The organism is Streptomyces violascens, assembly GCF_014649955.1.
Taxonomy (GTDB): Bacteria; Actinomycetota; Actinomycetes; order Streptomycetales; family Streptomycetaceae; genus Streptomyces; species Streptomyces violascens.
Map to the genome: position 1 here is coordinate 125654 of NZ_BMUA01000001.1, position 17555 is coordinate 143208.

At 68.9% G+C, this 17555-nt stretch carries 17 protein-coding genes and 2 pseudogenes; 9 read left to right on the plus strand and 10 right to left on the minus strand.

Annotated elements, in window-relative coordinates; translation table 11 throughout:
* Positions 1 to 138: 138 nt before the first annotated feature.
* From IE206_RS00610 to IE206_RS00620, 3 genes are all read left to right on the plus strand, one after another.
* Positions 139 to 1176, plus strand: coding sequence for a LacI family DNA-binding transcriptional regulator (locus IE206_RS00610; protein WP_229853158.1), 1038 nt, complete (start codon positions 139 to 141; stop codon positions 1174 to 1176).
* 116 nt (positions 1177 to 1292) lie between these two features.
* On the plus strand, positions 1293 to 2705 hold the full coding sequence (locus IE206_RS00615) for a glycoside hydrolase family 10 protein (RefSeq protein ID WP_189959485.1): 1413 nt from the start codon (positions 1293 to 1295) through the stop codon (positions 2703 to 2705).
* Positions 2706 to 2794: 89 nt separating this feature from the next.
* The gene (locus IE206_RS00620) at positions 2795 to 3832 is read left to right on the plus strand and encodes a glycoside hydrolase family 10 protein (RefSeq protein ID WP_189959487.1); all 1038 of its coding nucleotides are present in this window, start codon (positions 2795 to 2797) and stop codon (positions 3830 to 3832) included.
* Between the two features lie 80 nt (positions 3833 to 3912).
* On the opposite strand, the gene IE206_RS00625 is transcribed toward IE206_RS00620, so the two are convergent.
* Together IE206_RS00625 and IE206_RS43390 are read right to left on the minus strand one after the other, a co-directional pair.
* Complete coding sequence (locus IE206_RS00625) at positions 3913 to 5253, minus strand: RICIN domain-containing protein (protein WP_229853159.1); 1341 nt, start codon at positions 5251 to 5253, stop codon at positions 3913 to 3915.
* Positions 5250 to 5498, minus strand: coding sequence for a hypothetical protein (locus tag IE206_RS43390; RefSeq protein WP_308433901.1), 249 nt, complete (start codon positions 5496 to 5498; stop codon positions 5250 to 5252). The genes IE206_RS00625 and IE206_RS43390 overlap by 4 nt, the downstream gene beginning before the upstream one ends.
* Before the next feature lie 73 nt (positions 5499 to 5571).
* Between IE206_RS43390 and IE206_RS00635 the strand changes: the two are divergent.
* Positions 5572 to 6205: pseudogene (locus tag IE206_RS00635) on the plus strand (helix-turn-helix domain-containing protein).
* Here the strand turns inward: IE206_RS00635 and IE206_RS00640 are convergent.
* Complete coding sequence (locus IE206_RS00640) at positions 6138 to 6719, minus strand: IS3 family transposase (protein ID WP_189959489.1); 582 nt, start codon at positions 6717 to 6719, stop codon at positions 6138 to 6140. The pseudogene IE206_RS00635 and the gene IE206_RS00640 overlap by 68 nt on opposite strands.
* 696 nt (positions 6720 to 7415) lie before the next feature.
* Here IE206_RS00640 and IE206_RS00645 point away from each other — a divergent pair.
* A complete protein-coding gene (locus IE206_RS00645) occupies positions 7416 to 8258 on the plus strand; it encodes a hypothetical protein (protein ID WP_189959491.1) in 843 nt (280 codons plus the stop codon).
* Positions 8255 to 9742 carry an NADH-quinone oxidoreductase subunit NuoF family protein gene (locus tag IE206_RS00650; protein ID WP_189959493.1) on the plus strand — a complete coding sequence of 496 codons (1488 nt, stop codon included), beginning with the start codon at positions 8255 to 8257 and terminating at the stop codon, positions 9740 to 9742. Before IE206_RS00645 ends, IE206_RS00650 begins: the two co-directional genes overlap by 4 nt.
* A 259-nt stretch (positions 9743 to 10001) precedes the next feature.
* Here the strand turns inward: IE206_RS00650 and IE206_RS00655 are convergent, their stop codons facing one another.
* Together IE206_RS00655 and IE206_RS00660 are read right to left on the minus strand one after the other, a co-directional pair.
* A complete protein-coding gene (locus tag IE206_RS00655; protein ID WP_189959495.1) occupies positions 10002 to 10862 on the minus strand; it encodes a hypothetical protein in 861 nt (286 codons plus the stop codon).
* Positions 10863 to 10872: 10 nt separating this feature from the next.
* Positions 10873 to 11436, minus strand: coding sequence for a papain-like cysteine protease family protein (locus tag IE206_RS00660; protein WP_189959497.1), 564 nt, complete (start codon positions 11434 to 11436; stop codon positions 10873 to 10875).
* Between the two features lie 272 nt (positions 11437 to 11708).
* Here IE206_RS00660 and IE206_RS00665 point away from each other — a divergent pair, with 272 nt between their 5' ends.
* Entirely contained in the window at positions 11709 to 12275 is a 567-nt protein-coding gene (locus IE206_RS00665) for a GNAT family N-acetyltransferase (RefSeq protein WP_189959499.1), read from the plus strand.
* On the opposite strand, the gene IE206_RS00670 is transcribed toward IE206_RS00665, so the two are convergent.
* Complete coding sequence (locus IE206_RS00670) at positions 12223 to 12675, minus strand: hypothetical protein (protein ID WP_189959502.1); 453 nt, start codon at positions 12673 to 12675, stop codon at positions 12223 to 12225. The two genes, IE206_RS00665 and IE206_RS00670, sit on opposite strands and share 53 nt — an antisense overlap.
* 298 nt (positions 12676 to 12973) lie before the next feature.
* Here IE206_RS00670 and IE206_RS00675 point away from each other — a divergent pair, with 298 nt between their 5' ends.
* Positions 12974 to 13384: a VOC family protein gene (locus IE206_RS00675; protein ID WP_189959504.1), complete on the plus strand. Its 411-nt coding sequence runs from the start codon at positions 12974 to 12976 to the stop codon at positions 13382 to 13384.
* A 169-nt stretch (positions 13385 to 13553) separates the two neighbouring features.
* Here the strand turns inward: IE206_RS00675 and IE206_RS00680 are convergent, their stop codons facing one another.
* From IE206_RS00680 to IE206_RS00695, 4 genes and pseudogenes are all read right to left on the minus strand, one after another.
* Positions 13554 to 13994 (minus strand): hypothetical protein, encoded by a 441-nt coding sequence (locus IE206_RS00680; protein WP_189959506.1) that lies wholly within the window; start codon positions 13992 to 13994, stop codon positions 13554 to 13556.
* A gap of 449 nt (positions 13995 to 14443) precedes the next feature.
* Positions 14444 to 14694: pseudogene (locus IE206_RS43530) on the minus strand (transposase); the annotation flags it as partial.
* Positions 14695 to 15358: 664 nt separating this feature from the next.
* Entirely contained in the window at positions 15359 to 16456 is a 1098-nt protein-coding gene (locus tag IE206_RS00690) for an SMI1/KNR4 family protein (protein WP_189959508.1), read from the minus strand.
* Between the two features lie 238 nt (positions 16457 to 16694).
* A complete protein-coding gene (locus IE206_RS00695; RefSeq protein ID WP_189959510.1) occupies positions 16695 to 17261 on the minus strand; it encodes a dihydrofolate reductase family protein in 567 nt (188 codons plus the stop codon).
* A gap of 110 nt (positions 17262 to 17371) precedes the next feature.
* Here IE206_RS00695 and IE206_RS00700 point away from each other — a divergent pair, with 110 nt between their 5' ends.
* On the plus strand, positions 17372 to 17554 hold the full coding sequence (locus IE206_RS00700; RefSeq protein WP_189959513.1) for a hypothetical protein: 183 nt from the start codon (positions 17372 to 17374) through the stop codon (positions 17552 to 17554).
* Position 17555: the final 1 nt, after the last annotated feature.

Below are 17555 nucleotides of genomic sequence, written 5' to 3' on the forward strand. Positions count from 1 at the left end.
TTGTGGGAAAACTAGGACCACCCCCGGCGGCCGTCAAGAGTGCTGGCGGGATCCGATCCGACCGGCCGACCGGCTAGCATCCGTGCCGTCGACCACCCACAGCGACGTTCGCCCAGCAGGGCAGTGCAGGAGGAGTTCGTGACCAGAGCCGCGACGCTCGCCGAGATCGCGCAGGAGGCGGGGGTCTCAGCCCCGACTGTTTCGAAAGTCCTCAACGGCCGGGCCGATGTCGCCCAGGCCACCCGGGAGCGGGTCGAGGAGCTGCTGCGCCGACACGGCTACCGGCGGCGGCGCGGCATCCAGAACAGCCCGCTGCTTGAACTGGTCTTCCACGAGCTGGAGAGCGTCTGGGCGATGGAGGTGATCCGCGGCGTCGAGAACGTGGCGCGCGACGAGGGACTGAGCATCGTCCTCTCGGAGTCCTCCGGGCGGCTCACCCCCGGCCAGTCCTGGATGGACGGAGTGCTCGCCCGTCGCCCCGCCGGCGTCCTCCTGGTCCTGTCCGGCCTGGACCGCTCCCAGCAGGAACAACTGGCCGGCCGTGACATCCCGTTCGTGGTGATGGACCCGGCCGGCGACCCCGGCCAGGGGGTGCCCGCCGTCGGCACCACCAACTGGGACGGCGGCCTGGCCGCCACCCGGCACCTGCTCGACCTCGGCCACCGCCGGATCGGCCTGCTCGGCGGGCCGGCCCGGATGATGTGCAGCCGGGCCCGAGCCGACGGCTACCGGGCGGCCCTCGACATGGCAGGCATCGCGTACGAGCCGGAGCTGGTCCGCGACGGCGACTTCCACCACGAGGCCGGTCGCCGGGTCGGGCTGGAACTGCTGGGCCTGCCCGACCGGCCGACCGCCGTGTTCGCGGGGAACGACCTGCAGGCCCTCGGGCTCTACGAGGCCGCCCGTGAAATGGGGTTGCGCATCCCGGAGGACCTCAGCGTGGTCGGCTTCGACGATCTGCCGCTGGCCCGTTGGGTCGGCCCTCCACTCACCACCGTCCGCCAACCCCTGACCGAAATGGCCGAGGTCGCCACCCGCATGGTGATCGACCTCGCCCGAGGCACCCGGCCCGGCACCCTGCGGGTGGACCTGGCCACCAGCCTGGTCGAGCGAAGCAGCACCGCCCCACCACAAACACGGTCCCGAACGGTTGACGGAGCATCACCCCGGCTCTAGGGTCACCGACTGAATCGGCGGATGATCCGAAACTTTCGACTCGTCTCTCCGTACGGTCCGCGTTCCACGCCCCACCGCACGTCCGTCTCTTCCCTCACAGAGAAAGGACCACGCCGGTGTCAGTCCGGACGCTCCGCCTCCCCCGCCCCAGGCAATCCCGGCGCGCCTTCGGCGCCGCCACAGTCACCGCAGTCGCAGCCCTGGCCGCCGCCACACTGCAGCCCACCGGCCAGGCCGGCGCCGCAGATACCAGCCTGCGCTCGCTCGCCGAGGCGAAGGGCATCTACTTCGGTACCGCCATGACCCAGGGCGACCTCAACAACTCCGCACTCACCGCCGTCGCCGGCAGTCAGTTCGGCACGCTAACCCCCGGCAACGAGATGAAGTGGGACACCACCGAGCCCTCGCAGGGCACCTTCAACTTCGCCCCCGCCGACAGGATCGTCTCCTTCGCCCAGGCCAACTCGATGAAGCTGCGCGGCCACACCCTGGTGTGGCACAGCCAGCTCCCGTCCTGGGTGAACAGCCTGCCCACCGCACAGGTGAAGGCCGCCATGGAGAACCACATCACCAACGAGGTGGCCCACTACAAGGGCAAGCTCTACTCCTGGGACGTGGTGAACGAGCCCTTCAACGAGGACGGCAGCTTCCGCTCCGACGCCTTCTACAACGCGATGGGCAGCGGCTTCGTCGCCGACGCGCTGCGCACCGCACGCGCCGCAGACCCGAACGCAAAGCTGTACCTGAACGACTACAACATCGAGGGCCAGAACCCGAAGAGCGACGCCATGTACAACCTGGTGAAGTCGCTCAAGAGCCAAGGCGTCCCGGTGGACGGCGTCGGCTTCCAGGCCCACTTCGTCCTCGCCCAGGCCCCTTCGACCTTCAAGGCCAACCTCCAGCGGTTCGCCGCTCTCGGCGTCAACGTCGCCATCACCGAGCTCGACGACCGCATCCAGCTCCCCGCGAGCTCCGCCAGTCTCGCCCAGCAGGCGAGCGACTACGCCGCCGTGATCAACACCTGTCTGGCCGTCACCGGCTGCGTGGGCATCACCCAGTGGGGCGTCGGCGACGCGGACTCCTGGATCCCCGGCACCTTCCCCGGCTACGGCGCCGCCACCATGTACGACGCCAACTACCGGCCGAAGCCCGCGTACACCGCCTCCGTCACCGCCCTCGGCGGCAGCACCAGCTCCTCCCCCACCCCGGGCGCCTCCTGCAAGGTGGCCGGCGCGGTCAATGCCTGGAAGAGCGGCCTGACGGAGGACATCACCCTCACCAACACGGGCTCGATCACGATCAACGGCTGGTCCCTGGCCTTCCCCCTGCCCGCCGGCCAGACCGTGACCAGTAGCTGGAACGCCTCCCTCACTCCGGCCACCGGCCAGGTCGCCGCCACAAACCTCAGCTACAGCGGCACGCTGACTCCCGGCGCCTCCACCTCCTTCGGCTTCCAGGCCACGCACACCGGCAACACCTCCCTCCCCACCCTGTTCAGCCTCAACGGCGTTTCTTGCACCACCGCCTGACGCCCTTCCCCCCTCACCGCGTTTCGATCCGACCACACCCTGATCGCCGCCATGTATCCGTGTCCGCACACGACCGTCGAAGGAGAACCATGACGCACCCGCACCGACCCGGCCCACGCCGCGTCTGCCTGCTGGGCCTGCTGGCCGCCGCCACCCTCGTGTCGGTCAGCACCGCGACCGCGGCTCCCCCCGCCGCCCGAGCCACAACCCTGGGCGCCCAAGCCGCCCAGTCCGGCCGGTACTTCGGCACCGCCGTGGCGGCCCACAAGCTCAACGACAGTGCCTACACAGGGATCCTGGACCGCGAGTTCAACAGGGTCACGCCGGAGAACGAGATGAAGTGGGACACCACGGAGCCGTCCCGGGGCTCGTTCAACTTCGGCCCCTCCGACCAGATCGTCAACCATGCCCTGGCCCACGGACAGAAGGTCCGTGGCCACACCCTCGTATGGCACTCCCAGCTGCCCGGCTGGGTGGGTGCCATCACCGACGCCAACACCCTGCGCGGCGTGATGAACAACCACATCACCGCGGAGATGACCCACTTCAAAGGGAGGATCCATTCCTGGGACGTGGTGAACGAGGCCTTCGCGGACGGCGGCAGCGGACAACACCGTTCCTCCGTCTTCCAGAACGTCCTGGGCGACGGCTTCATCGAAACGGCCTTCCGAACAGCCCGCACGGCCGACCCGTCGGCCAAGCTCTGTTACAACGACTACAGCATCGAGGACTGGAACAGCGCCAAGACGCAGGGCGTCTACCGCATGGTCCACGACTTCAAGGCGCGGGGCGTACCCATCGACTGCGTCGGCTTCCAGGCCCACTTCGGCACCAGCGGCCCACCCGCGAGTTTCGGCTCCACGCTGGCAAACTTCTCCGCACTCGGCGTCGATGTACAGATCACCGAACTGGACATCGCACAGGCACCGCCGACCGCATACGCGAACACGGTGAGGGCCTGCATGACCGTCGCACGTTGCGTCGGCATCACCGTATGGGGCATCCGGGACACGGACTCCTGGCGCTCCGGAGAGAAACCGCTGCTCTTCGACGGCAGCGGCAACAAGAAGTCGGCGTACTACGCGGCACTCACCGCCCTCGGCGGCACTCCCACTCGGCAGAAGTGACGCCGGACCAACACCAGCACGCGCTGAACGACCGGCGTGCCGGGCAGGGACATGCCCTGCCCGGCACCATGTGCCCGGTGTCAACTCTGGCCCTGCAGGCGCCAGATCTGGTTCTTCTTGGTGCTGAGGGCGCTCACCGGGTCGCAGGTCCACTGGTGGGCCAGCGCACCGGCCGTGGTCGAGATGTTGGAGACGTCGACGCACTTGCGGCTGTGGGCGGCGACCAACTGGTAGTCCTTGCTGTTGCCCAGTGCCGTGACGGGGTTGAGGGTGAACTGCTGGTTGGTGGCACCGTTGCAGATGTACTGGATGACGGCGGCACCGTCTGCGGTAGAGGCGCCGGAGACGTCGAGGCACTTACCGCTGTGCTCGTTGACCACGGTGTAGGTATCGGCCTTGCCGCTCACCGGCTTGAGGTCGAGCATCTGCTGGTAGCCGCCCTCGCAGTTGTACTGCTGGTACTGCGTGCCGTTGGCGGTGCTGAGGTTGGTGTCGTCCGGGCACTGGCCGCTGTTCTCGCTGACCGCCACGGTGGAGGTGGTGGTATTGGTGGGCGGGAGGAGGGTGACGGTGTAGCCGTCCTTGGCGTTGCTCCAAGGGAGGCTCACCGAGGCCGCGTTGTTGCTGACCGTCAGAGTGGTGTCGGAGATCCTTTCCGGCCCTGTCACCGCGGCGCCGTCGTTGTGGGGGACTCGCTGGACGACCGCACGGACCTTGCCGTTCTCCACCACCGAGGTGGCAGCCAGGCCGGTGAGGTTGACGGTGACGCTGCCGGTGTTGCCGTTGCTGCCGAGCAGCACCTTGGCGTTCTTCGCGGTGTTCTCCTTGGTGGCCAGGCCGTCGATGTCGGAGCCGGGGACGAGGTTGACGATGTTGCCGGTCTGCGAGCCGTAGTAGCGGTACATGAACCACTCGCCCAGCGGCAGGTACTGGCCCGCGCCGTTCTTGGTGAGCAGGCCGGCCTCGTAGTCGTGCAGGCTGGTGCCCCACGCCCAGTTGCCGAGCAGGCCGTCGGCGCCGGCCCGCTCCAGACGGCCGATGAACCAGGCACCGCCACCGGGGCTCTGCATGGATGAGGTGGCGTACTCGTTGATCTGGTACGGGCGGGTGTGGGGCAGGCCCGCGGCGTCGAGGGTGGCGTTGGCGCGGCCCACGTCGGTGACGGGGTCACCCGGCTCGTCGTGCCAGCTCCAGATGTCGGGAGCGACGTTGTCGGCCTTGACGTGGTTGAGGAAGGCGGTCCACCAACTGCTGGAGGAGCTGGGCTGGCCGGCGAGGCTGGGGCCGACGATGAGCTGGCCCGGGAGTGCCTCCCGCACGCGGGCGTAGAACCGTGACCACATCTGCATGTACTGGCTCTGGGAGGCACCCCAGAACGCCTTGCCGTCGGGCTCGTTCCACAGGTCCCACTGGACCTTCATGTTGTTGGCCTTGATGTCGCCGATGAGCTGGGTGACGAAGTTGTCGAACTGCGTCCAGTCGCCGTTGTCACCGGGCAGACCTTGAACAGTGCTGTGCCGTACGGGATCTCGGGTATTCCCGAGGACAAGGTCGCGATGGCCTCGTCGTTCAGCTCCTGCGGCACGACCGCGTCCAGGCGCAGAAAGCCCTGCGCGACGAAGCGTGCCACCTGAATCGAGGTGAGCAGCTGTTTAGTGGTTGGCATGCGCCAAAGCTAGGACGTCAACCGGTCTTGCGCGTGGGATGTAATCACCAGTCACTGGTAGGTTTTCACCCCCATGGAGAGCGTGTCCTTGTGTCTGGATCAGCCGCCCGAGGTGGTGAACGCCGGGGTGGGCGTGCACGGGGCCTCCACCGCGCACGAAGTCTTCCGGCTGCCCGACCTGTGGCAACTGCACCTGTACAGCCCGCCGGCCCCAGGCACTCCGTGCCTCTGATGCAGGACGCCGGGTCCGAAGGGCCGCTCGTGGCCGTCCTGTTGAGGCATGCGGTCGCCCCCCTGCCTGTGTCCGCCGCGCGCGCGTCCGCCGAGGTGTGGACGGTTCTCTGGCACATCACCCAGCTGACCGGCTCCAACGACCCCGGCACCGGCATCCCGTCGTGACCTCCGCGCAGGCCTACATCGAGGAACATCTTGCCGAGCCGCTGCCCGTGCCCGTCATCGCGCGCGCTGCCCGCGTCTCGCACACACACCTGACCCGTTTGTTCCGGGCGGACACAGGCCTCACCGTCATCGCCTACGTCCGGCGCCGGAGGCTGGAGCGCGCCCGCCATCTGCTCCAGTCCTCCACACTCTCCATCCCCTCCATCGCCGCGACAGTGGGCATCGCCGACCTCCAGGCCTTCAACAAGGCCTGCCATCGCGAACTCGGGGCGGGACCACATGCCGTGCGCGCCGCCGGCGACCTGTGAGAAACGGGCAAGGGCGGCGACCGGCTCCGACGACCTCGCGGGTGGCCAGGTCCAGCCAGCAGGCGAGGCAGAGCCGGCCCTCGGCGGTGGGCAGGCAGGTGATCTCGCCGACCAGCTTGGGGCCCGGGCGCTCGGCATGGAAGTCGCCGCCGATCAGGGCCGGGGCCAGCCTCGTCTTCTTGGCCAGCCGGCTCAGCGAGCGGTGTTTGCGCCGGGTGACGCCACGGATGTCGCGCTCGCGCATCAGGCGGGCGACGCGTTTGCGGTTCACCCGCCTCCCGTGGCGGTGCAGTTCGGCGTGGATGCGTGGGACGCCGTAGGTGCGACGGGAGGCGAGGTGCGGCACGGTGATCTCGTGGGCGAGCGCGTCGTCGGCGGCCTGCCGGGCACGACGGGCGGCCTCGCCCTCGCGCCAGGCGCAGTAGGAGGAGCGAGCCACGTGCAGCACGCGGCACAGCAGCGTGATCGGGTAGTTCGCCTTCTCCGCGTGGATGAACGGGCACAACTCGCTCACCGGTCGTTCTCCTTGACGAAGAAGGCGGTCGCGTTTCTCAGGACCTCGATCGTCTGCTGCTGTTCGTGGTTCTCCCTGCGCAGTCGCCGCATTTCCTCACGCTCTGCGCGCGGCTGGTACCGCCAGGCCAAGGCCGACCGAGGCGGTGGCCAGGGCGGCGAGCTGACCAGCGCAGGGCTGATGCCGGGTTCCTGGGCCAACCGTGGTGACCGTCTTGCCCGAGGAGTCGACGAGCGCGATGGCGTCCGCTTGAACTCCTCCGAGTTCCGCTTCGAGTACTGGCTTCCCACCTGGTGCTACTTCCTCTGGAACCTCAGCTCCCCGTCTCCAGGTGTCCACGACCAAGGGGAAGCTTCAGTCAAGGCTCGTGATCGCCTGGCCCAGGATCTCGATACGGCCTTGGCTTCCCCGGGTGAGTCTGGTCACGCAGCTCCCGGCGCCTACTACACACGGCCGTGGATGAGAAAGGCCGCCCCGTGCCGGGAAAACCCAGGCCGTCGCGAGCCTTGCTACGACCCTGGGCCGTACCGGGACCATTGTGATCAGACTGCCGTACGGGCTAACGATGACCCTGTCGTGTCCGCCGCCGATGCCGTGCTTCCCGGCGGCCCCCTTTCCCGACGTGGGCATGTCGAACCCCGATCCGGTCGTGCCACGGCCTGGTGCGTGACCCGAATACAAGGAAGAAGGTGCCCCATGTCCAGTGTCGTTCTGCTCGCCCGTCCTGTGACCGGCGCCGCGTCGGCCGGAGTGGCCAGCCGGATGATGGCCTTCCTGGACTACTTCGCCGGAGTCTTCACCCTGCTCTCGCTGACCGCGGTGGTGACGTGCGGGCTCGCCGCCACCGACCGGCTGGTGTTGACCCCCCGTATGCGGGTGGCCGTTCAGTCGGTGCACCGGGCGAGCGCCGTCGCAGCGCTCGGCTTCCTCGCCACCCACATCGCGGTCAAGGTCGTCGAGCGGCACGCCGCTCCGCAGACCGCCGTGGCCCCCTTCACCGGCGGCACCGCCCTCGCGGTGAGCCTGGGCACCATCGCCACCGACCTGCTCGTCCTGATCACGGCCACCGGCGTGCTCCGCGGCTGGTTCGCCGGCATCCGCCACGCCTGGCTGTGGCGGGTGCTGCACTCGATGGCGTACCTCTGCTGGCCGGTCTCACTGGCGCACGGGTTGACGGCGGGGCGCAAGGCACACGCGTGGGTGCTCTGGGGATACGGCCTGTGCGCGGCCTTGGTGGCGCTCGCACTGATGGTCCGTGTCCTTTCCTTCCTGGGCCGCCACCGGACCCTGAGCCGACGTCGGCGCGGCGCGAAGGCATACCGACCCGCCACCATCCGTCCGACCGCGCTGACCGCGCTGACCGCCCTGTCCACCCGCTCCGCAACCGGCATCCGCCCCATCGCCTGGGCCGCCCAGTCCGCTGCACCGGCGACAGCGACAGGCCGGTCCGCTCAGAGTGACGGCCTGCCCAGGCTGCCCAAACACGCGAGACCAGCGTCCAGGCCGCTGTACCTGGCTCAGCCGGGGAGCAGCGAATGAAGAACGGCCCGCTTGAGCTGCCCGAGGCGCGCTGGCTGGATACTGCCCGGCTGACCGCCGGCCTGGACCGTTACCAGCGCCTGGACCTCGCCGCCCACACCCGTGTCCACCCGCCGCTGCGCCACCTGGACAGGGACGGTCTGCTCGCCCTCGCCGAGTCCATCGGGTTGTCCGGCCGCGGCGGTGCCGGCTTCCCGTTCGCCCGCAAGGCCCGGGCCACACTCGCCACCGCCGACCGCACCGGCGCGCCGCCGGTCGTCGTGGTGAACGGCGCGGAGGGCGAACCAGCCAGCGCCAAGGACAAGATGCTGCTCGCCCGCACGCCTCATCTAGTCCTGGACGGCGCCTGCCTGGCCGCGGCCGCGTTCGGCGCCGAGGAGATCGTGATCGGCGTCGCCGCGGGCAGCCCCGGCGAGATATCGGTCCCGGCCGCCCTCGCCGAGCGTGAACTTCCCTGCCCGGCCCGGACCGTATGCCTCCCCGAACGCTTCGTCTCCGGCGAATCCGGGGCGCTGATCCGGGGCGTCAACGGTCTGCCGGTGGCACCGGCGCCGCTGAAGGCCCGCGCGGCCGACGGCGCAGCGGGCGGGGTGCGTCGTCGCCCGACGCTGCTCTCCAACGCCGAGACATGGGCCCAACTCGCCATCGCGGCCCGGATCGGACCCAACGCCTACGCGGCCGTCGGCACCGCCGCCGAACCCGGCACCATCCTGCTCACCGTCAACCGGCCAGGTGCCGATCCGCTCGTCGTCGAGGTTCCGACCGGAATCCCACTGGGCCAGGCACTGGACGCCTGCGGCCTCAGGCCGGGCATCGGCGTGCTGGTGGGCGGCTACCACGGTGCCTGGCTGCACCCGTCGGACGCCGTCGGCGCGCCTCTCTCCCGCGCCGGACTCGCCGGCCTCGGTGGGACCCTCGGCGCGGGCGCCATCGTCACGCTCCCCGACGACACCTGCCCGCTCGGCGAGTCCGCCCGGGTCGCGGCCTGGCTGGCGGCCGAGTCCAGCGGCCAGTGCGGACCGTGCAAACGCGGCCTGCCCGAAGCCGCCGAAGCCCTGGCCATGCTGGCCGCCGGTGCTGCCGAGCCCGCAGTGTTGGAGGACGTCCGGCGAGCCCTCGGCGCGGCCCAGGCCGGTGGCGCCTGCTCGCACCCGGACGGCACGGCCCGCTTCCTGCTCACCGCGCTCCACGTCTTCTCCGAGGACGTCGACGCCCACCTGTCCGGCCCCGGCTGCGGCCTCCCCGTACGCGGAGTACTGCCCCTCCCGCCCGCGAAGGGCGCCCGGCTCGAGGTGGACTGGTCCCGCTGCACCGGCCACGGTCTGTGCGCCGTGCTCACCCCCGACCTCATTCGCCTCGGCCCGCACGGCTACCCCACTTCCACCACCATCCCGGTCGCCACCTGGCAGGAGCACGGCGCCCGCCGCGCCGTCAACCAGTGCCCGGCCCTGGCCCTGAGTCTCCGGCGTCGCGGGCAAGTCTGAGCGCTTGACTCTGCCGGGAGTCCTGGAAGCTACGCCGCATTGAGGGTGAGGGCGTGAGGGGTTCAGTGTTGCTGTTGGGCTGCCAGGGCGTCTCTCGGCCACGTCGGGCATCGTGCGCCGCCGAAGACTTGAGTGAGCAACGCTGTCGGCGGATTTTTTGCTCAGGTGCCCGCAGCCTGAACGCGCTCGCGGGCTGTGGTGCACGGATTCGCCCCGGCGCCCGGCCGGATGCCGGGGACCAGGGCGAAGGGGGCCGGGTTCAGCCCGTGGTGCTGCGCCTGCGGCGGAGGGCGAAGGTGGCGCCCGCGAGCGCAAGTGCCGCACTCGAACCGCTGAGGAGCAGTGGTGCCGAATACGAGGCGGCCTGCGTCTTCTTCGCGGTGCCGTAGCCGCTGGACATGCCCTTGTTGTCGTACTCCGAGCCGGGCAGCTTGTCGGCGTAACGGGACTTGACGAGCTTCTGGTAGTCGCTCAGCGAGACTGACGACTGCCCGTTCAGGCCCTGCCGTGCCTGGTCGTTGAGCGGCTCGACCGTGGTCAGCTTCAGCTGGTACCAACCGCGGATCTGCGGCTCGGTGAACACCAGGGTCCCCAGCGTGGCCTTACCCGCGTACGTCGCGTCGCTGTCACCCTCGCGCACGGCCGCCAGATGCCAGCCGCCTCCCTGGGTGGGGGCGAGCATGACGGTGACGTTCCGCCCGTTGACCGAGGCGCTCAGTGCGGAGACCAGACCACTCAGCTTGACCGCCTCGGTGGCGATCGGTTGGGACGTCCCCGCGACGAAGCCGGCGGTGATCTCGTTCAGGGCCAACGGGTCCTTGACGGTGAACGCCGGCATGCCCTGGCACGGGTCGGTCTTGTCGGGGATCGGCTGCGACGTCCCGGCCCCGTCACCCTGGGGCACCGGAACGCTGAGGAAACGGCAGATGGCGTTGTGAACATTGGTCGACTTCACCAGGTCGAGGGCGGCCTGGTAGTCGGGGATGTCCGCCGGCAGCGGGTCCTTGGCCGGGGCCGCGTGAACGGGGCCGACGATGGACAGCAGTACGGACGCGCTCAGTGCCAGGAGGGTGGTCAGGCGGGGGGCCGCCCGACCGCTGGACGTTCTTGTTTCGCGCATGTCGCCTGCCTTAGCGGGAGATGCCGATGCGGGAGTGGGTCCACTTGGACGAGCTGTTGCTCACGTAGTCGTTGTAGTTCCACCACGTGTAGGTGGCGGTGTCCGGCCATGGGTCGGCCACCGCGATCGTGTTGTTCGACGTGTCGAAGCCGTAGACCACGTTCATGTGGCCACCGCCGGAGGCCCACCCGATGCGCGCGCCGATTGGACGGGCCGCCTTGACGTCGGTGTAGACCTGATTGAACGTGGCCGCGCTGCTCAGGCCTGAGCCGGTATGAGTCATGCCGAGGCTGCCCCAACCCCTGGCCATGTCGTCAAGGGTGGCGGGCTGGTTGTTGCAACCGTAGGCGGGCTGGGCCCGGTTGCAGAAGTCCGTCTGCGTGCTGCCGAGGCCCTGGAACTTGGCGATCGTCAGCCCGGAGGCGACCCAGCACCACTGGGTCTTCTCCTGCTTGTACATGCCGATGGTGTCCTGCCCCGCCTCGGCATGTGCCGGGCCTCCGACGGCGACAAGCACTCCCGAAGCCGTGAGCGCGATGGCCGACGTCGTAGTCGCGAACCTGAATCTGCCCATCTTCCTGCCTTCCCGCGTAAATGCGATGAGTGCCGGGTGATCTGGCAGGAATATGACAGCGCGAAATGAAGATGACATATAGAGCTACTGCGGAAACTGCACCCATGAGGATGAATAGGCATATAAACAGTGCGCTGTCCACTTCCTCAACCAGGCCCTGACCATGCGAAGGGATGTGGGGCCGGGTTGCTGAGGTGTTGCTGGAGCAGTGCCTGGAACGGATCTTCGGCGGGCCAGCGGTGGTTGGGGCCATCCGTCGGACCCTCCTGGATGTGCACGCCGACGCGCACGCGGACCGCGCCCACGAGGAATTCGTACTCTTCACCTGGTTCGTGGACCAATGGGTGACCGGACGAGGTTCGCGTGCGTGGTCGTCTACGAGAGCGAGCGAGCCGGTCGGGTTCACCTACGGAGCACCGGGCGAGCCGGGCCGGGAATGGTGGCGTGACTACCTCGACTCCGCGCCGGCGGATCCGTCGACGTTTTCCGTCTCCGAGCTGATGCTCAGGGTGAAGTGGCGCAAGAAGGGTCTCGGGGAGCGGCTGCGCACCGCATTGGTCGACGGCCGCGCGGAGGGCCCTGGCCGTGCTCGCCGTGAGCACGACCCCCGCCTCCAGGCGCAGTACGAGGGATGGGGCTACCGGAAGATCGGCGAGCGGCAGCCGTTCCCGAACTCCCCGCTCTATGCTGTGATGCTGCTCGACCTCAAGACCGCAGCCCGGACCGGCAACCGCCACAGCGGCCCGCTCCCCTCGAGGCGGCGGGCCGTTGGCATGTGCGGCGTCGTCACCCGGCCGGAGGCTGGCCGAGTTCCCAGTGCGCGGCGAGCGCCTGTCTGAGCAGCACGACGGCGGCGGTGGCGAACGGTGTGTGTGCGGCGACTGAACGCGGCACCTGATCCGGATCGGACTGTGCGGCCTCGTGCGCCTGGGCGACGAGGTCCGCGACCTGGTCGACGGGTCCGTGGACGTCGTGGGTGGCCCAGAGTCGGGCGCTTTCCGCGGCCTCCGTGACCAGCGTCTCGACCGCGACTGTCGTGCGCGCCGTCAGCACGTCCCCGTCGCCGAGCCCAGCAGCCTTGGCGAGCCGGCCGACCGCATGGTGTTCGACCTCTTCGTGCAGCCCGCCCCGGGGTGTCCGCAGGAGCTCAACGATCTCGGCACTGTCGCCCTCGCGGCTCACCACGGTTCGTAACCCGAAGTCTTCGGGTGCATCAGCTTCTTCGGAGAAGGGGCTCATCTCCTCCCGCTCCGACGACCTCCCCGTTGCCGGGGCCATCCTCGCGAGCCATGGATACCATTGTCCCGCGCGGACAGCCGAGTACGCCACAACTCCCCTCATTGCCCGATGAGTTGAAGACCAGCATCGTGAAGGTCGCGAGGCGGGAGACGCGGAGCATGGGAGGGGACGTCGACTGAGCGGCTCCTGAGCGGGGTCTGGGAGCGGAGCCCCAAGGAGCTTTTCGTTCCCGCACCTCAGCGGAGCCGCCTTGGGGCCTGTCTCGAAGTCGGATGTGAGCTTGTGCCAAGATCGCGGGATGTTGCGACTCACTGATTTCATTATCGACTGCCCGGACACGATGGAGCTGGCGGCTTTCTACTCCGAGGTGACGGGCCGTCCGATCAAGGAAGGCAGCTCCGAGGAGTGGGCGGGTATCCAGTTCGGCGAGATCGAGCTGGCCTTCATCCGAGTGGACGACTACCGCGCTCCGCAGTGGCCCGACAGCGAGCACCCCAAGCAGTTCCACCTCGACTTCGAAGTGGACGAGATCAAGTCCGAGCAGCGCCGCGTCCTCGACCTCGGTGCGACGCTGAGGCAGGACTTCATCGGCCCCAACGGCTACGGCTGGCAGGTCTACACCGACCCGGTCGGCCACCCCTTCTGCCTGTGCCGCAACAAGGGCGTCATCTGGACCGACCAGGGCCCGGTCTGGCCCAAGCGCGGCTGAGGACTGTCCGGCGGATCATGCCGCTATCCGGCTGAAGGGGTGTCAGCAGCCAACCGTCGACGCACCGTGACTGCGCCACGAGACCCGCACCTCATGCCTCGGGTGTGGGCGGCGCTTCGAACAGGCGGGTCGGCAAAGCCTGCATCACGACCGGCTCATCGAGGTCTTGTCAGGTCGGGTTGCTTACCCAGCCGGAGCACGTACCCGCCGTGATCATCTTGGTGTCCCAGTGGCCCAGGCAGATGCGGAAGCGGACGGTGGCCCCTTCGGGGAAGTCCTTCTTCTTGTAGAGGGATGCGGGCATGCCGTCAGCGTTGAATATGGCGCCATAGCGCTTCCCCACTTGCCAGTCCACGACGGCGGCGGATCCGTCCGCCTTCCCGTCGTAGACATTGAACCAGTCGCCGTCGGGGTCGAAGCAGGCCTGGTAGACGTTGTCGCCGTTCTCTTTCTTACTGGCGCACTTCACCCACTCGCCGTCATGCCTAGTGGTGGTCGCGCGGTCGACTTCACCGCCGGCGGCGTTTGCCTGGGTGAGGGGGAGGAGAAGGGCAGCGGAGAGGGTGCCTGCGACGGCGCCTATTCGCTTGAGCCGACGGTTCTTGATCACAAGGTTCCTTGTGTGTGTGGGGGGGCGTCCAACGAGGCGTTGGCGAGCTCACGAGGCTAGCCATGAGCAATGCGATGATCAACTGTGTGTTCGATGTGACCGTTTGGTGAGCGGGCAAACGCCAGTTGACGGGCACTCCCCCCCCCCGCACGCACGCACGCACGCTCGGGATGGCGGGCGACCTTGCCCGCCGGCCGCACTTCGAGCACGACGAACCGCGAGGTCATGCGGCCCCTGCTGCCACCGCGCCAGGTCACCTCTTCGAAGGGCGTGGCACTGTCGACAGGCCCGTCCAGGGCCTGCCGCGTTCGCGAGAGCAGGGCCGGGTCGGAGGCTCCAGCCCGCCGTAGGGCGGCTGATACAGCTCAGCGGCCGCCACCTGGACGGTCTCCCTGGGGTCGACGGCCACCACGTATGACCAGCCGCGTTCCTCCAACGCGAGCCGGAAAGGCGGCGTGCACGCTGACCGCAACCTGGTAGTTGGCCCACTTGCCCAACGCTCCGCAGTACTGGCGGGCCACGCCGGCCGAGGTCCGTCCGCACTTGGGGAACGACACGTCGTCGACTGGATCGACTTGCGCCAGCCGTCGAGCATCAGCCCCCGCAGACAACACTCGCCCCAGGCTCGCCGAGCCTCGCGTGCCATCGAGGCGAACACATCGGCGACGAACAACCCCAACTCCGCCCGCAGACCGTTCACTTACAGTGCGCCCACACCCCCAACATGCTCTTGGTCAGCACTGACGAAGAGGCCTAACGAAGCACTATCAAGCAGCGGCTGTTCTGCGACGCGCCGGACTGTTCGCGCTGTACGTTCGCCGAGCAAGTCGAGGGGCTGACCATCCGGGTCGATGTCGAGACCCACCGTGTCATCGACATGCTTGCTGACTACACAGGAGACACATTCGCCGCCTGGCTCACGGTCCCCCGGGGCCGAGGTGATCTGCCGGGACCGGGCCGACTCCTTCAGCGACGGAGCCCGACGGGGTGCCCGCCAGGCTCACTAATGCGCCGCCCGCTTCCAGCGCGCCACTGACGCGGGTGAAGCCGGATGGGCGGCGGCCGAGGTCGGCCGCGCACCGTCCGGAGGTGACGCGCCCGCCGATGGCCTCACCGGCCCAGCGCGGCGGCAACGGCTCCGCGGTCACCCCGCGCCCTGATGGCCCAGGCCGCAGCAGGCCACACCAACCAGACCAAGGGAGGCGGCGTCATGAAGGTGCCGATCCGTCATCTCACCAGTCATCTGCTGTGCTCGGCCCAGGGCGGGTGTGGCCCGTCTACCGCCTCCACCCCGACTTCATATCGACTGCGTTTGTGAAGCGGCCGTGAGACGGAGCAGGTCAGACTGTGCCCTCCAGCAGGGCCTAGCCCGAGGCGCGGCGGCCGTTGATGACAGCGCGTACGGCCCTCTCTCCGCGAGGGTCGGCCATCAGGCGGGCGATGTCCCACCACCGCAGCAGCAGCGCCGGATAGTGCGGCGGGATCGCGTCCATGAAGTCCCGGTTGAACCGTGCGCGGATGCTCTCGTGGCGCAACGCGGCGTGGATGTCGTCGATGGACGGCGGGCGGTGGCGGATCGCAAGCGGCAGCGTGGCCTCGTACTCCGGAGCCAGCATGTGGCCGGGTTGGGCCATGATGTTGCCGCCCAGCGCGGCGGCAACGTCGTCCTCCAGTTCCTCCTGCGCCTGCACGGCACGCTCCCACCAGCGGTCCCGGAAGGCGGAGACGGACTCGGGGTCGGACAGGTCGACGGCGTCGCGCTGCTCCTCGAACTCCGCACGTTCCTCGGCGGGCAGAGCTTCCCGGATCGCACCGAGAGTTTTCGCCGGATGGCGCGGCGGGGCCTGGCCAAGGTGACGCACCCACTGGTCCCTGCGCTCCTCGTCAGGAGGGGGTCCCCACATCAAGGCACCGCCCCTCATGCCTGGCTTCTCCGGGCCGGCCGCCGCCAAAGGGGCTTCCAGGCTGACCGCCATGAGTTCCAGATAGGCGGGCAGCGACTCGTACTCCCGCTCGCGGTCCCCGAACCTGGTCCACTTGCAGACTTCCCCGGTCTCACCGTTCATGTAGAGGCCGTAGGCGGTGTCGGAGGGGTTGAAGGAGCAGAACGGTATCCAAGACGGCTTCCACAGCACCAAGGCGTCCTCGTCCTCGCCGCTCGCCTCCTGGAACCGCATCTGCATCTGGTAGACCTCGATCACGGCGTCGAGCGGCATCAGGGTCCAGTCGCCCAGCATGAGCCCCGAACCGTCCACGCCGTCCTCACCCGCGGACAGCCGCCACAGCGCCTTCAACTCCTCCGGAACGCCTGCGCCCAGGGTTTGTTCCAGGGCCGCGATTTCGTTGTCGGAGGCACCGGGCTTGAGGGCCGCATACGACGGCGGGGCGTACTCGGCCAGCCATTCCACGATCCGGCTCCATGCCCGGGTGACTCGCGCATCTGCTGGTGTGTCAGTGGTCATGGTCACCACGCTCGCATTGCTCCCCGGTCCGTCACACGGCGGGGCCCGAGCGCCCTACAAGGGCCGTCGGGTACGGCGGTGGTAAGCGGTGAGCGGCCACGCCCGAATCCGCGTGTCCTGTGACGCGAGCGCGAGACCTACCGGTAGGTCTCGCGGCTGATGTCGTGATCTCAACTGGCCGTGTCGTGGCGATGTCGGATACGACGTCGCCGTGAGCCCAGCGCGTGGGTGCTGCTGCTCAGCGCCTCGTCTCGTACCTGCTCAGGACCACGCCGCCGGGAAACGTCCGCGTCTCCACCCGGTTGAGGTCCACCCAGCTGTCCAGTGAGGTGAAGAACGGCGTGCCGCTGCCGACCAGGACCGGATGGGCGGCGATCACGTACTCGTCGATCAGCCCGGCGCGCATGGCCGCCCCGGCGAGTGTCGCGCCGCCGATGTTCATTGCGGCGCCGTCCTCGGCCTTGAGCCGGGTGATCTCTGCGATGGCGTCGCCGGTGACCAGGCGGGTGTTCCAGTCGACCTTGTCGATCGTCGAGGAGAACACCACCTTCGGCGTGTCCCGCCAGTTCCGCGCGAACTCGATCTCCGCCGGGGTGGCGTTGGGCTGCCGGTCGCCGGTCGGCCAGTAGGAGCTCATCGTCTCCCACAGCTTGCGCCCATACAGCGACAGGCCACTCGCCCGCTCTTGGTCGAGCCACCACTGGAACAGCTCCTCACTCGGCGGTCCGCTCCAGCCGATGTCGTCGCCGACCGCCGCGATGTAGCCGTCCAGAGTCACGTTCATGCCGTAGATCAGTTTCCGCATGGCCAGCCTTCCGTCCGTGGGCGTCCGAGCGTATAGACCAGCACGGCGCGGGAAACTCATCGGTGCGCGACCTGGGCTCGCCAGTAGTCCTCTAGCTCGGGCTCAGCGCGGTGTACTCGGGCAGGCCGCCTGAATTCAACCTCGCCCTCGCCCTCGCCCTCGCCCTCGCCCTCGCCCTCGCCCTCGCCCTCGCCCTCGCCCTCGCCCTCGCCCTCGCCCTCGCCAGCAAATGCCACGCCCGGCGCGGTCGGCAGGTCACCCCACTCATATGTGCCAAGGAGGCCCGTACGTGAC